At 60.6% G+C, this 14677-nt stretch carries 13 protein-coding genes; 10 read left to right on the forward strand and 3 right to left on the reverse strand.

Translation table 11 applies throughout. From position 1 onward, the window contains the following. The first annotated feature begins 5 nt into the window (after positions 1-5). The 9 genes from nuoI to VL197_17370 all read left to right on the forward strand — a co-directional run bounded on the left by nuoI (position 6) and on the right by VL197_17370 (position 10807). Complete coding sequence (gene nuoI, locus VL197_17330) at positions 6-521, forward strand: NADH-quinone oxidoreductase subunit NuoI (GenBank protein HUJ19752.1); 516 nt, start codon at positions 6-8, stop codon at positions 519-521. 10 nt (positions 522-531) lie between these two features. Continuing rightward, positions 532-1026, forward strand: a complete 495-nt coding sequence (gene nuoJ, locus VL197_17335) for an NADH-quinone oxidoreductase subunit J (GenBank protein ID HUJ19753.1) — start codon at positions 532-534, stop codon at positions 1024-1026. Positions 1027-1112: 86 nt separating this feature from the next. Then, on the forward strand, positions 1113-1421 hold the full coding sequence (gene nuoK, locus VL197_17340; GenBank protein ID HUJ19754.1) for an NADH-quinone oxidoreductase subunit NuoK: 309 nt from the start codon (positions 1113-1115) through the stop codon (positions 1419-1421). 25 nt (positions 1422-1446) lie between these two features. Then, complete coding sequence (gene nuoL, locus VL197_17345; protein ID HUJ19755.1) at positions 1447-3342, forward strand: NADH-quinone oxidoreductase subunit L; 1896 nt, start codon at positions 1447-1449, stop codon at positions 3340-3342. 262 nt (positions 3343-3604) lie between these two features. After that, positions 3605-5170: an NADH-quinone oxidoreductase subunit M gene (locus VL197_17350; GenBank protein HUJ19756.1), complete on the forward strand. Its 1566-nt coding sequence runs from the start codon at positions 3605-3607 to the stop codon at positions 5168-5170. Continuing rightward, positions 5167-6597, forward strand: coding sequence for an NADH-quinone oxidoreductase subunit N (locus VL197_17355; GenBank protein HUJ19757.1), 1431 nt, complete (start codon positions 5167-5169; stop codon positions 6595-6597). Before VL197_17350 ends, VL197_17355 begins: the two co-directional genes overlap by 4 nt. A 384-nt stretch (positions 6598-6981) precedes the next feature. Beyond that, positions 6982-8823 carry a transketolase gene (locus tag VL197_17360; GenBank protein HUJ19758.1) on the forward strand — a complete coding sequence of 614 codons (1842 nt, stop codon included), beginning with the start codon at positions 6982-6984 and terminating at the stop codon, positions 8821-8823. Between the two features lie 313 nt (positions 8824-9136). Next, entirely contained in the window at positions 9137-9517 is a 381-nt protein-coding gene (locus tag VL197_17365; GenBank protein ID HUJ19759.1) for a hypothetical protein, read from the forward strand. Positions 9518-9631: 114 nt separating this feature from the next. Beyond that, complete coding sequence (locus tag VL197_17370; GenBank protein HUJ19760.1) at positions 9632-10807, forward strand: FAD-binding domain; 1176 nt, start codon at positions 9632-9634, stop codon at positions 10805-10807. A 262-nt stretch (positions 10808-11069) separates the two neighbouring features. On the opposite strand, the gene VL197_17375 is transcribed toward VL197_17370, so the two are convergent. After that, the gene (locus VL197_17375) at positions 11070-12482 is read right to left on the reverse strand and encodes an HD domain-containing protein (protein HUJ19761.1); all 1413 of its coding nucleotides are present in this window, start codon (positions 12480-12482) and stop codon (positions 11070-11072) included. Between the two features lie 122 nt (positions 12483-12604). On the opposite strand from VL197_17375, the gene VL197_17380 reads away from it, so the two are divergent. Next, positions 12605-13468 carry a GGDEF domain-containing protein gene (locus VL197_17380; protein ID HUJ19762.1) on the forward strand — a complete coding sequence of 288 codons (864 nt, stop codon included), beginning with the start codon at positions 12605-12607 and terminating at the stop codon, positions 13466-13468. A gap of 19 nt (positions 13469-13487) precedes the next feature. Here the strand turns inward: VL197_17380 and VL197_17385 are convergent, their stop codons facing one another. Further along, complete coding sequence (locus tag VL197_17385; protein HUJ19763.1) at positions 13488-14003, reverse strand: hypothetical protein; 516 nt, start codon at positions 14001-14003, stop codon at positions 13488-13490. A gap of 18 nt (positions 14004-14021) precedes the next feature. Continuing rightward, entirely contained in the window at positions 14022-14663 is a 642-nt protein-coding gene (locus tag VL197_17390) for a L,D-transpeptidase (GenBank protein ID HUJ19764.1), read from the reverse strand. Positions 14664-14677 lie beyond the last annotated feature (14 nt).

Here is a 14677-nt window from a genome sequence, read left to right on the forward strand (position 1 = left end):
AAACCATGATCAGCATCATCAGAACGATCGGCGGCATCCTGATGCACATGTTCCGGAAGCGGGTGACCATCCTGTATCCGGAAAAGCAGCAGCGGCTCCCGGCCCGGTGGCGCGGCCGGATCATCCTGTCCCGGGACGCCGCCGGCAACGAGCGCTGCGTCGCGTGCTATCTCTGCGCCGTCGCCTGCCCCGTTGACTGCATCTCTCTCCAGACCGCCGTCGATGAGACGGGCAGGCGGTATCCCGCGTTCTTCCGGATCAATTTCTCGCGCTGCATCTTCTGCGGATACTGCGAGGAGGCATGCCCGACTTACGCGATCCAGCTCACGCCGGACTACGAGATGTGCGAGTACCGCAGGCCCTCCCTCGTGTACGAGAAGGAGGACCTCCTGATCAGCGGCCAAGGCAAGTATCACGGGTATGATTTCTACGACGTTGCCGGCATCGGCATCAAGGGAAAGGACAAGGGCGAAGGCATCGAGGAGAAGCCCCCGGTGGACACCCGGTCGCTGCTGCCCTGAGGATGATCCCATGATTGACCTGTTCTATCTGTCGGGCCTGGTGGCCGCCCTCTCTACGCTCCTGGTCATCATCCAGAAGAATGCGGTGCATGCCCTCCTGTACCTTATCGTGTCGCTGCTCGCCGTGGCGACGGCGTTCCTTTCCGCGGGAGCTCCCTTTGCAGCGGCCCTGGAGATCATCATCTACGCCGGGGCCATCATGGTGCTCTTCGTTTTCGTCATCATGATGCTGAACATGGGGCCGGAGGCTGCTCTGCAGGAGTCCCAGTGGCTCAGGCCCTCAGCGTGGGCGGGGCCGTCGTTCCTTGCGCTCGTCCTGCTGGGAGAGCTCATCCTCACGATAACGAGCGGCCAGGCCGGGGTGTCCTCGAGCCGCGTCATGGGACCGAAGCAGGTCGGCATCGCCCTGTTCGGACCCTATGTGCTGGGCGTCGAGCTGGCGTCCATCCTGCTGCTTGCGGGACTGGTAGGCGCCTACCATCTCGGCAGGCCGCACAAGGATTGATACTTTGCAACAGAGACAGGTCGTCACCGGGGACGGGATCATACACTTGCTTCGGTGACTCCGCGGAGAATTGAGGAGCTTCCATGATCTCAACCATACCCTTGGAGCACGGCCTCATGCTGGCGTCACTGCTGTTCGCGCTCGGCCTCGTCGGCGTGCTCGTGAGAAGGAACATCGTCTTCATGCTCATGTCCATCGAGATCATGCTGAACGCGGCCGGCCTCGCCTTCGTCATGGCCGGGTCGCACTGGGGCCAGCCCGACGGCCAGGTCATGTTCATTTTCATTCTTGCCATGGCTGCCGCCGAGGTATCCGTGGGGCTGGCGCTCGTGCTGCAGCTCTACCACCGGTTCAACACGCTGGACAGCGATGCGGCAAGCAGGATGAAAGGATAGCTGTTTTCAAGCTGAACTCCGAACCATGCAAGATCTTCTCTTCCTCATACCCGCCCTGCCCTTCGCCGGGTTCCTCATCCTGGCGCTGGTCGGAGGCCGTCTGCCGAAAGCGGGGGTGACCGCAGTCGGCGTCGGCTCTGTCGCCTTGTCCGCATTGCTGTCCCTGCTGATCGGGGTGCGGTTCATGGTCTCGCCCTTTGCGGGCCATGTTCTGCGCCAAACAATCCGGACGTGGGTGCCTCTCGACGGGTACGCCGGCGGTTTTTCATTCCTGCTCGACCCGCTCTCGCTCGTCATGGTCCTCGTGATCACCGTGGTCGGGTTCCTGATCCACCTCTATTCCTCGGAGTTCATGGACAACGAGGAGGGCTACAGCCGCTTCTTCGCCTACATGAACCTGTTCGTCGGCTCGATGCTCACGCTCGTGCTAGCCGACAACCTGCTGCTGCTCTACCTCGGATGGGAGGGCGTCGGGGTCTGCAGCTATCTTCTCATCGGCTTCTGGTACCGGGACCCCGCGAACGGAGCGGCCGCGCGCAAGGCCTTCATCGTGACCCGCATCGGGGACACGGCAATGGCGCTCGGGCTGTTCCTGCTGTTCAACGAGCTGGGCACGCTGGACATCCAGCCGCTGATGCAGGCCGCTTCTCAAAGGTGGCCCGTTGGCTCGCCTTCTGCAACGCTCGCCGCGGCGCTCCTGCTCGGCGGCGCGATCGGCAAGTCGGCGCAGCTCCCGCTCCAGACCTGGCTGCCGGACGCCATGGCCGGCCCCACCCCGGTCAGTGCCTTGATCCATGCCGCCACCATGGTAACCGCCGGCGTGTATCTGATCGCCCGCACCCACGTGCTGTTCACGCTGGCGCCGCAGGTGCAGCATGCCGTCGCCGTGATCGGAGCGATCACGCTCCTGGTCGCCGGCTTCAGCGCCCTCGCCCAGAAGGACATCAAGCGGGTCCTGGCCTATTCCACGATCAGCCAGATCGGCTATATGTTCCTGGCCCTCGGCGTCGGCGCATGGTCGGCCGCCCTGTTCCACTTCATGACCCACGCGTTCTTCAAGGCACTGCTGTTCCTCGCTGCGGGCGTCGTGATCCTCGCCCAGCGCCATGAACACGACATGTTCAGTATGGGAGGTCTGGCAAAGAGGCTGCCGTTCACGTTCTGGACCTTCCTCGTCGGAGCGGCGTCGCTCTCGGCCCTGCCACTCGTCACCGCCGGCTTCTACAGCAAGGACCTGATCCTGGGGGAGACCCTGTCCTCGCCCGCGGGCGGCACCTGGCTCTGGGCGGCAGGCCTTGCCGGCGCATTCATCACCGCCCTCTACGCCTTCCGCATGGTCTTCGTGACCTTCTTCGGCGAGGCGAAGATCGAGATCAGCCGCGTCCCGAAAATCCGGATGGCACTGCCGCTCGCGGTCCTCGCGGTGCTGTCGATCGTGGGCGGGTTCGTGAACCTTCCCGAAACGCTCGGCAATCTCCCGCTCTTTTCAACGTTCCTGGCGCCTGTCTTCGGGGACGTCGCTGCAGCGCACCATCCAGGCGGCACGGAGATCGCTTCCCAGATCGCTGCTTCAGCCGTGTCCCTCGCGGGAATCCTCGCTGCGATCGTCGTCTACCTCTGGATACCGCGGTCCGCGGAACGCATCGCAAAGAACCAGGCTATGAGCGCGCTCCGCGCATTCTGGTTCTCGGGCTGGGGCTTCGATCGGCTCTATGACGCGGTCCTGGTCAGGCCCTTCCTCTGGGTCGCGCGCACGAACAGGAACGATTTCGTCGATTCCTGGTATTCCGCCGTGGCGTCTGTCAACCGGGAACTTCATGCCCTGTTGAGCCGCAGTCAAACGGGAAACATCCGCTGGTATGCGGCGGCCCTTGCAGCCGGCGCCGTAGTGTACCTGGGAATCGTCATCTTTTTGCGGTAAGCTGCGAAGCCGGCCCCTGCGGCCCGCTGAGCTTATCAACGGTCTCATAATAGAGCGGACATCGCCCTATCGTCTTCAACCTGTCCTCAAATGCGGTCATTCCGGGCTTGACCCGGAATCCAGCCTGCACCCGGCATTTACGAGTGCGGCAGCGCGAGTGCAGGGTGTGGTTTTTCGCTTAGATCCTGGATTCCTGCTTTCGCAGGAATGACGAACGAGAGGGTGCAGACTAATACGAGATCATTGATACAGAGTAAAAACTATGATCCTTGCATGGTTGATCTTCATATTGGTTCTCGGCGGTCTTGCGGCATGGGTCCTGGGCCGCTGGAGCGGCATGGCCGCCCGGTGGGTTTCGCTCGCGGCGCTTGTCACAGATACGGTGCTGCTCGCGGTAGTCTGGCGTGATGCAACCGCATCGCTCACTCTTTCCGGGGGCGCGTGGCTCGTGGAGCTGTACGGCGCCTGGATCCCCCAGTTCGGCATCAACATCCACCTTGCCCTGGACGGCCTGAGCCTTGTCCTCGTCGCCCTCACGCTGTTCCTCGGCATCCTGTCCGTTCTCTGTTCCTGGACCGAGGTCCGCGAGCGCGTCGGCTTCTTCCATTTGAACCTGATGGCCATCCTGGCCGGCATCGTGGGCGTCTTTCTCTCCCTCGACCTGTTCCTGTTCTATTTCTTCTGGGAACTGATGCTCGTGCCCATGTACTTTCTGATCAGCATCTGGGGCCACGAGAACCGGGTCTACGCCTCGCTCAAGTTCTTCATCTTTACGCAGGCAGGCGGACTGTTCATGCTGCTCTCCATCCTTGGCCTCTACTTCATCCACGGCAGTGCAACGGGCCTTTACACCTTTGATTATTCCCTGCTGGTCAAGTCTTCGCTCCCCCACGGGGCGTCGTTCCTGCTGATGCTGGGGTTCCTGGTCTCCTTCCTGGTCAAGCTTCCGGCATTCCCCTTCCATCCGTGGCTTCCCGACGCGCACACGGAAGCGCCCACGGCCGGCAGCGTGATCCTTGCGGGGCTGCTGCTCAAGACAGGGGCCTATGGCATGCTCCGCTTCGTGCTGCCGCTGTTCCCCCAAGCGGCCGTTGCCATCTCGCCGATCATGCTCGTCCTGGCCGTCATCGGCATTCTCTACGGCGCTGTCCTCGCCTTTGCGCAGAGCGACCTCAAGCGGCTCGTGGCCTACACCAGCGTCAGCCACATGGGCTTCGTGCTCCTGGGCATCTTCGCCGGGACCATGACCGCCCTGCAGGGCGTTGTCATGCAGATGCTCGCCCACGGCGTGAGCACGGGCGCCCTGTTCATCATCGTCGGCCTGATCCAGGAGCGCCTGCACACGCGCGACATGGATCGCATGGGCGGCCTCTGGACTCTGGCGCCGAGGCTGGGCGGCATGGCGCTCGTCTTCGGCCTGGCGTCGCTCGGCCTGCCCGGGTTCGGCAACTTCGTGGCCGAGTTCATGGTGCTGCTCGGGACGTTCCGGGCGGACCGCGTTGCAACCGCTCTTGCCGCAGCCGGCCTGGTGCTCTCCGCTGTCTATGCGCTCTGGATGATCCAGCAAACGTTCCAGGGGGAGAGGCGGGGAACAGATGCCGTACCCGACCTTTCCGTGCGTGAGACAGCGGTCCTCGGCGTCATGGTCATCGCCATATTCTGGCTCGGGCTTTCCCCCGGTCCTGTTCTCAAAACCGCGGGACCGGCCCTTCGCCCGGCTCAATACCTTCCTGCTCCCGGGCAGCCGATCGATGCGAGGCAGGACCTGCGGCAGGAGCGTCCCGATGGACCGCAACCGGCCGGAGAGAGAACGGGACGTATTCTATGAACAGCCAGGACATCAAAGCGCTCATGCCGCTCCTCATCGTGCTGGCCACGGTTGTCATCGTGATGCTCGGCATCGCGTTCCGCCGCAGCCATCGGCTTGCCGCCGCCCTGACGCTCGGCGGGCTGGCCCTTGCCGCTGCGTCCCTCCCGCTCGTTGCGGTGATGGCGCCCCAACAGGTGGGCGACCTCATCATCGTGGACCGCTTTGCGCTCTTCCTCCTCGGTCTCATCTTGTGCTCCGGACTCGCAATCGCGGCCCTTTCCTATTCCTACCTGGAAATGCAGAGCGGGCCGCACGAGGAGTATTACCTGCTCCTCTTGACCGCCGTCATGGGGAGCGCGGTGCTGGCCGTGAGCACCCACTTCGCGTCCTTCTTCCTCGGGATCGAGATCCTGAGCGTCTCCCTCTATGCCCTCGCAGCCTACCAGCGCCACAACGAACGCGGCGTCGAAGCGGGCGTCAAGTACCTGATCCTCGCGGCCGTGTCTTCCGCGTTCATCCTTTTCGGCATGGCGCTCGTCTACGCGGCGGTCGGGATCATGGAGTTCTCGCAGATCGCGTACCGGGCATCAGAGCCCGGCGCGCACGGCCTGGTGGTGACGTCGGGCATCGTTCTGATCCTGGCCGGCCTTGGCTTCAAGCTCGCCGCTGTCCCCTTCCATCTCTGGACGCCCGATGTGTACGAGGGCGCTCCGGCGCCGGTGACCGCCTTCATTGCCACGATCTCGAAGGGGGCCGTGTTCGCGCTGGTGCTCCGGTTTTTCAGCCATACTGGGTTCCGTCCCGGCAGCGCCCTGTTCACGGTGGTCACGATCATTGCAATCTCCTCCATGTTCGCCGGGAACCTCCTTGCCCTGCTCCAGCGGAATGTGAAGCGTCTCCTGGCGTACTCCTCCATATCCCACATGGGGTATCTCCTCGTCACGCTGCTGGCCGCGGGCCCGCTCGGGACCGGGGCCGCGTCCTTCTACCTTGCCGCCTATTTCGTCACGACTCTCGGCGCCTTTGGCGTTGTCACGATCCTTTCCACACGGGACAGGGACGCCGACCGTCTGGAAGACTATCAGGGCCTCGCGTGGCGCAGGCCGTGGCTTGCAGGCGTCTTCACGTTGATGCTCTTCTCGCTGGCCGGCATCCCTCTGACAGCCGGGTTCATCGGAAAATTTTACGTGGCCGCCGCGGGTGTGGGCTCCGGCCTCTGGCTTCTCGTTGTCGCTCTCGTGATCAACAGCGCGCTCGGCCTCTTTTATTACCTGAGGGTCATTGTAGCGCTCTATTCCCAGGCAGACGCTTCGCAGCCATCGGGGGAGCCGGCCTCCCGGCTGGGCAATGCGGTGCTTGCCGTTCTTGCCGTACTGCTCGTCTGGCTGGGCGTGTATCCTGGGCCGCTGCTCGCGATCATTCAACGGGTCATCGGAAGAACGTAGACACGACCGGAAGCCGCGCCTGCATACGGACGCAGCGGGATCGGCTGACGGAGTGGTCCGGGGGCCGTGTTTCCGGTCGTGTTAAAATGGTAGTGTCAACAGTTTCATGAAAATGAAAGAGTGAAAATGAAACCACACCCTGCACTCGCGGTTCCACTCGTAGGCGCTGGGCGCAGGCAGAGCGCGCTGAGGAAGAAGGGGAAGAAACAGTCTCTGTGTTCTTAAGTAGTTTTGAAAAAACTCAAGATAAATAGCTAAGGAACCCGAAGAGGACGCAGAGCGGAAGTAAAGAAATACTCCCGAACTTACCAAGATCAAATGCATTTCTCTGCGTGCTCTGTGGTTAAAGTTTGACATAACGGTTAAAATCAATGGGAGGCAGCCATGAATAATCTTGAAGAAATAGCAAGACTCATCCGTTATTACAGCCTGGTCATGTCCACGGAGGCCGGTTCCGGCCATCCCACTTCCTCCCTGTCCGCCGCGGACCTCATGACCGGCCTCCTGTTCGGCGGGACGTTCCGATACGACCTCGACGATCCCCATAACCCGAACAACGACCGCCTGATCTTTTCGAAAGGCCACGCGTCGCCGCTGTTCTACTCGCTCTGGGCCGCGGCCGGAGCAGTCACCGAAGAGGAGCTCATGACCTTCAGGAAGTTTGGCAGCCCCCTCGAAGGCCACCCCACGCCGGCCTTCCGGTATACCGAGGCGGCGACGGGGTCGCTCGGGCAGGGTCTCTCCATCGGCGTGGGCATGGCGTTGAACGCGAAATACCTTGACCGGCTCCCGTACCGGACCTATGTCCTGCTGGGAGACAGCGAGATGGCTGAAGGTTCGCAATGGGAGGCCATGGAGATCGCCGCCTATTACAAGCTGGACAATCTCGTCGGGATCCTGGACGTGAACCGGCTCGGCCAGCGCGGCGAGACCATGTACGGCCACGATCTCTCCGTGTACCGGAACCGCGCAACATCCTTCGGCTGGGAGCCGATCGTGATCGACGGGCACCATCTTCCCCAGATCCTGACGGCGTACCGGCAGGCGCTGCAGGCCAGGGACAGGCCGGCCATGATCATCGCGAGAACGATCAAGGGCAAGGGAGTGCCGTTCATCGAGGACAAGAACGGCTGGCACGGGAAGCCGCTCAAAAAAGATGAACTCGTCCGGGCCCTGGAAGCCCTCGGACCCGTGGACAGAACGATACGCGGCCGGATCGAGAAACCCGAAGACCTGCGGCCGCAGACGGAGGAGCCGCGGGAAGCACGGGCACTGGCCTACGATCCCGCCGTCCCAATCGCGACCCGACGCGCCTACGGGAACGCGCTCGAACGGATCGCCCCGCTCCACCCGGCCATGGTGGTCCTTGACGGGGAGGTCAGCAATTCGACCTATGCCGATATCTTCCAGAAAACGAACCCGCAGCGCTTCTTCGAGATGTTCATTGCCGAGCAGAACATGGTCGGGACCGGCCTCGGACTCTCCCTCCGCGGGAAGATCCCCTTCGTATCATCCTTTGCTGCCTTCCTTACCCGGGCCTGCGACCAGATCCGCATGTGCCAGTACTCGCACGCCAACATCAAGTTCTGCGGCTCCCACGCAGGCGTGTCGATCGGCGAGGACGGGTCATCGCAGATGGGGCTGGAGGACATCGCGCTCTTCCGGACGCTGAGGGACAGCGTGGTCTTCTATCCCTCCGATGCGGTATCGACGGAAAAGCTGGTCGAGATCATGGCCGGCCACCGGGGGATCGTCTACCTCAGGACGACGAGAATGGAGACCCCCATCCTGTACCGGAACGATGAGGCGTTCCGGATCGGAGGCAGCAAGGTGCTGAAGTCAAGCGGGTCGGACAAAGCGGCGATCGTCGCCGCGGGGATCACCGTGCATGAGGCGCTCGCGGCCTATGAGGAACTGAAGGCAAAGGGGGTCATGGTCCGCGTGATCGACCTGTACTGCATCAAGCCGCTCGACCTGGCGACGCTCACACAGGCGGCGGAAGAAACCGGGGCGCTCGTCACCGTCGAAGACCATTATCCGGAGGGCGGGATCGGTGAGGCGGTGGCAGCGGCCCTTGCCGGGCATCCTGCTCCCGTGCACTCGCTCGCGGTGCGGGCCCTGCCGAAGAGCGGCAAGCCGGCCGAACTCCTGGAGTTTGAGGGGATCTCCCGTGCGGGCATTGTCCGGGCAGTGAAGGAAATCGTGAAGCGCGGGAAGAAACGATAAAATCGGAGACGCACTCAGGCGTAAAACGGAAGCAATCGTGCTTTCAGAGCTATGGCGATAAGAGCTTCTGCCCGAAACCAAATCGTAGTGGCATGATTGAAATTACGGATTACGCCTCGAAAATAGCAATTGACTAATACCGTATTTGCATATTAGTTAATTTAAGATCAATTTGTGATAAATGGAATATTAGTCAATTGGCAATCACTCGGTTTTTCAATATGGTATGTCTATTTCGTTTTGACGGCTCGAATAAAGTGGATTCAATATTGTCGTTTCGCTAATATCTTGTTAGTTCTGAGGAGGAGGCCCAATGCACAGAAAATTTGTATCGATTTTACTTTCAATCCATCTCTTGCTAATCATGCTGGTCGTCACCTTCAATTCATTTAATCCTCAGAGTTCAAACGCTGATTTCTTTAGACGTGGAATGATGCTTGTTGGAGCCCTTTTAACCTATACAATCTTCCTCTTTCTCTACTTCAGAAAGAAGGTGTTCTTTTCCATCGTTGGAATTGGAACTGCTTTATATTTTGTGCTGAACTTGGTTATCTATTTGCTGTTTGTTATCCGATCGCAACAAGAGAATTCGTTACTGATATTTTCAGCCACCTTTTTGCCCGGCATGTACGCCTCGCTTTCATATTTCATCTATTTAATGAAGGATCGCAAAGCAATAAAGGCAAGTGTATGAGATTGTCATGCTATGTAATTCAATCAAATCGGATGATTTACTAACAAGTCGTTCGAGTCCCGCGCTCTGCGGCGCGGGGCTCAACTCGTCGTTAGACCGACACTGAGGATCGCCGTGAACATTGTCATTAATGGCCTTGGCGTCGCTGGGCCGACTCTTGCATACTGGCTGACGAAATCGGGGCATGACGTTGTCCTCGTCGAAAAAGCACCGTTGCTGCGTGCCGGCGGTTACGTCATCGACTTTTGGGGCATCGGCTACGACATCGCCGAAAAGATGGGTGTCATCGCCGATCTCCGACGCCTCGGCTATCAAGTGCGCGAGGTACGCTTCGTCGATGGTCGCGGTCTCAAGCGGGGCGGATTTCATGTCGATGTCTTCGGTCGCATGACCAACAATCGCTTCACCAGCCTGCCCCGCTCTGATGTCTCGGCGACGATGTATCGTGCCATTGAAGGCAAAGTTGAAACGATCTTCGGCGATTCGGTGGCTGCCATCGAAGAATACAACCACGGAGTTCACGTCGCCTTTGATCACGCGCAGCCGCGGGATGCCGACCTCGTCATCGGCGCTGACGGCCTTCATTCGCGGGTCCGTCAACTTGCGTTCGGACCGGAATCGGATTTCAAAGTCTCGCTCGATTACCATGTCGCGGCCTTTGAGGCGGAGGGCTACCGTCCGCGCGATGAGCTAATCTACCTCAGCCACGGCCTGCCTGGGAGGCAGATCTCACGATTCTCGATGCGTGACGACAAAACGATGTTCCTCTTCGTGTTTCGCGACGAGTACATGCGCGGCGACGATCCACAATCCATTCTCAGAAACGCTTTCGCCGACGCCGGCTGGGAGTGGCCCGGGATCGAAAAAGAGCTCGAATCCGCTAAGGATATCTACTTCGACACGGTCAGCCAGATCCGGATGGACCGATGGACGAAGGGACGGATCGCGCTGGTCGGCGACGCAGCAGCGTGCGTCTCGTTGATGGCCGGCGAAGGGACCGGCCTTGCGATCGCGGAAGCGTACGTCCTCGCCGGCGAGCTTCACGCCTGCGCCGACGATTTTGCTACAGCGTTCGCCCGCTACGAGCAGCGGTTGATGCCGTTCGTGAAGAGGAAGCAGGAATCGGCGGCGAGATTCGCTTCATCATTCGCCCCAAGGACTTCCGTAGGCATCACCTTCCGGAATGCAGTGACAAAGCTGATGGGAGTGCCGTTCATCGCCGAGTTCTTCGTCGGCCGCGGCCTTCACGACGACATCGAGCTACCGGATTATGACGTCACACCGGCCTGATCTCGCTGTCCCACGGACGGGCATGCACGGCCGCGTGGCGGTCTAACAAGCCGATGAAGATGGCGGTCGCCTGCGGCGCCCGCAGCGTATCGGCAGGGTGTTCACTTGCAAATTACAACCAGTAAAGGAGAAGGCTGTTGACATAATATCCGCTACACACTAGTAAGTGAAACAGGCGATAAATGCCTTTAAAAAACCGCAGAATTAGCTTCGAGGGATATAAGAGGATTGAAACTATTGGGAGGAATGGCGACAGTAGCTATCAGACGTTCGTCTTGATGCTGTCTTCCTGGATTCCGAGGACCTTCTCGACGATATCGGCAAGCACGCTGTCGTGGTCGTGGTTCAGCGTGAATACCCGGCACTGCACCACCCGGGCCGGGATGTAGTCGAAAAAATCCTTGAGCGGCTCTTTTTCGACCCTGCGCGTCAGGGGGTCGAACACATGGATCTGGCGCTCTCCCATCATGAGCGGGTTGATCGGCCTCGGGTCCTGGCTCGCCATGTCGACCCGGAATTGAAGGTCCTTGAGGCGCTGCGGCAGGTTCTTGCGGATCCGCTTGACCAGCTCGGCGGCATCTATGATCGTCTTCCCTTTTTCAAAGGCGCGCATCGAGAGCGTCACGTCGTAGGCCATCTTCCACTTGACCTCGCGCGACAGGATAGCCGCCCATTCCTGCCCGAGCTTTGCCGTGGCTCCGTTCTCCTTCGTGCCCCAGCGACGCACCGCTTCGAGCAGCGACCAGTCCGTCAGTTCGAGGTATTCCGGCAGGTTCTCTACGGGATTGTAGGGGAACAGCGCCGCCATCGTGTCCTTGAACAGCTCCTTCAAATGCTCGTCAATGGCCCGCGTGGTGCGGTGATAGTAGACATTGGTGTACATATAGAGCCGCGCGTTCAGGAACATGTTCAGCGCGCTGAGACCCGATTTGTGCAGCGTGAGCCCCTTATCCGTAAAGAAGGTGTAATACATGAGGCGGTCGATGTCCACGGCGCCGACGGCCACTCCGCACAGATAGGCGTCCCGGAGAACGTAATCGAGGTTGTCAACGGTATAGATGCCGGAGAGCAGCGGCTGGAGGAACTGGAGCCACCGGGGCTGTTTCCCCTGCTGCGTGACGACGCCTTTGCCGATCAGGAAGGCGATCTGGTCGGGGTTCAGCCGCTCCCCCTTGGAGAACTCTCCCGACGGACTGCGCCGGATGGCCCTGATCGCGTCACCCAACTCGGCCTTGATGATGTGTTGCCCCAGCTTCTCATGGGTCAGCCCGAACTGGTCGAGATAATTGTCGTCGAAGAAATGGCCGAAGGGGCCGTGCCCCACATCATGGAGCAAGGCCGCGATGCGCAGCAGCTCTTCGATGTACTGCTCCGAGGGACAATCGGCTGCCGCCGCCTTCAGGGAAGGATAGAGGTGACGGGCGAACCTTCCGGCAAGGTGCATCGCACCGAGGGAGTGCTGGAACCTGCTGTGCTCGGCCGAGGGATACACCCACCGCGCGCTCTGGAGCTGGTAGATCTGGCGCAGCCGCTGCATCCACGCGGTGTCGATCAGGTCCTTCTCTGTTTTTTCGCCTGCGCCGCGGGGCGTGGTGAACGAAATATACCCGTGAACCGGGTCTCCGAGCAGGGCGATGCCGTCATAAAATTCTTCCCCTCTGGTCAGTTCGCGCATGGTCGTATTATACCGGGAACCGGGATTGAGTCAACCCGAAAAGCTTGTCGCCGCACGCACGGGCTCAAAAAATCAAGCCGTCCCCCTCAAAATAAACTATAATTTAATCAGGAGGGGAAGGTATGCGTATCATATTCCACACCCTGGGAAACCTCCCGAAATACCAGCTACTCCTCCTGTCCGCCGCACTGGTCCTGTTCTTCGGGTTCATCGATTACGGCACCGGCCCCGACCTTTCCATTTTCATCTTCTATCTCATCCCCGTATTCCTGTCGACCTGGTTCGTCGGCATCAGCGCCGGCGTGCTCCTGTCCGTCGTGAGCGCGGCGGCCTGGTCGCTCGCCGATGTGCTGTCGCGCCGCACCCCTTCCGATGTCGCCATCCCCTACGGGAACCTGATCGTGCAGATTCTTTTCTTTCTGATCGTCGTGTACACCCTCTCCGCGCTCAAGGCGTCGCTGGAGCAGGAAAAACAGCTTGCCAGGAGCGACTACCTCACGGGCGCCGTAAACAGCCGGTATTTCACGGAACTGGCAGCGGCCGAGATCAGCCGGTCGCGCAGGTATTATCACCCCTTCACCGTCGTTTATATGGACGTCGACAATTTCAAGGCCGTGAATGACCGGTTCGGACACAGCATCGGCGACGCCCTGCTGCAGCAGACGGTGAGGACCATCCGGGGGCAGATCCGCGCGACCGACACCATCGCACGGGTCGGCGGCGACGAGTTCATCCTGCTCCTCCCGGAGACGGGCATCAGGACGGCAATTACGGTGCTGGAAAAGATACGGGCGAGCCTGTTCGACGTCATGCAGGAGCGAAGCTGGCCGGTCACCTTCAGCTTCGGGATGGCAGCCTTTGATGATCCGCCGGAATCGGTCGATACCATGATCAAGCTGGCGGACGACCTGATGTACGAGGGGAAGAATAACGGCAAGAACAGCATACGCTACCGGACATACCGGAATGCGCAGAGCACCGGTTGAGAACGGCCGCGTCCGGTGATCAGAGAAGAACGTATGCCATGGCGCCGTCCTCCAGTGCGTAGTAGAGAGCGGAGAAGTCCCTCTTCGTGAGCACGGCGCGGGGAATCGAGTCCTCCCGGTAGGGTGCCGCGCCGCGTGGCTGGAGGATGAGCGATCTGCCGAAAACCAGGGCGTAGCGCTGACGGGGGCCTTCGATCTTCTTGGTCAGCACGACCGCCTTCTGCGTGCGGGCGGGAGTCCCTTCCCGCTGCAGAATATGAAGGTCCTTCAGCGTCCGGTTCTTGTACCTGAGCTGACCCTTTGCGGCCCTCAGGTCCAGGACCAGGTACTTGGAATCCGAAGCCTGCATGGTCTTCAGGAAGACCAGCGAGTCCTGCTCCTGTCTGAGCTTCTCGACGGTTGCTGCCAGTTGTTTCCGCTGTTCCAGGAGCTTTTCCCGCTCCCCCTCCTCAGCCGCGGCAGCAACGCTCAAAGACGGTTGCGCCGGGAGAAGGAACAGGAGCAGCAGCCAGCCGTACCCTGCATTCTTTCGCATACTCTGCCCCCGACCCCCTTAATAGATGTACACCTTGGTCCCGATCTTCACGCTCCGGTACAGGCGTTCCAGGTCCCCATCCCCGACGGAGATGCATCCGTGCGTAAAATGCGTGCCGAGCAGTTCCGTATACTTGGTGCCGTGGATCTTGTAGCCGTTCCCGAGGATGAGCGCATATTTGCCGAGCACGCCCCGCACGATCCTGTCCGGATCGTTCTCGGCGGGCACGGGCATGTTCTCCTCTACATAAGACCAGTCGGGCCTGATCCAGACCGGGTTCCGCTCCTTGCCCAGGACCGAGAGCGATCCCGTCGGGCTCTCGAACAGCCAGTTCCGGCCTGTCTCCTCCTTCACGAACTGGCGGCTCCCGGTCCCGACCTTTGCTGCCAGCAGCACCTCGCCCCCGCGCCTCATCGTCAGCCGGTTGTTCTCCGTGTCCACGACGAGGTAGATCTCGTTGTCGTCCGGGTCCTCCAGCATGCTCCTGAGCCCCTGGTTCTCCTCCTCGAGAAGCGCGGCCTCGTGCTGCAGGCCGTCGACCTGTTTTCTGATCTCTTCCAGCGAAGGAGACGATTTCTCGCCCGCCCTTCCCGCAGGCGCCGCGGCGAGGAAGCATGCGGCTGCCAGGATCAGGGTCAGTATGTTCCGTCCGATACGCATGTGCATGGCTCCGA

Source organism: Nitrospirota bacterium, assembly GCA_035516965.1.
Taxonomy (GTDB): Bacteria; Nitrospirota; UBA9217; order UBA9217; family UBA9217; genus MHEA01.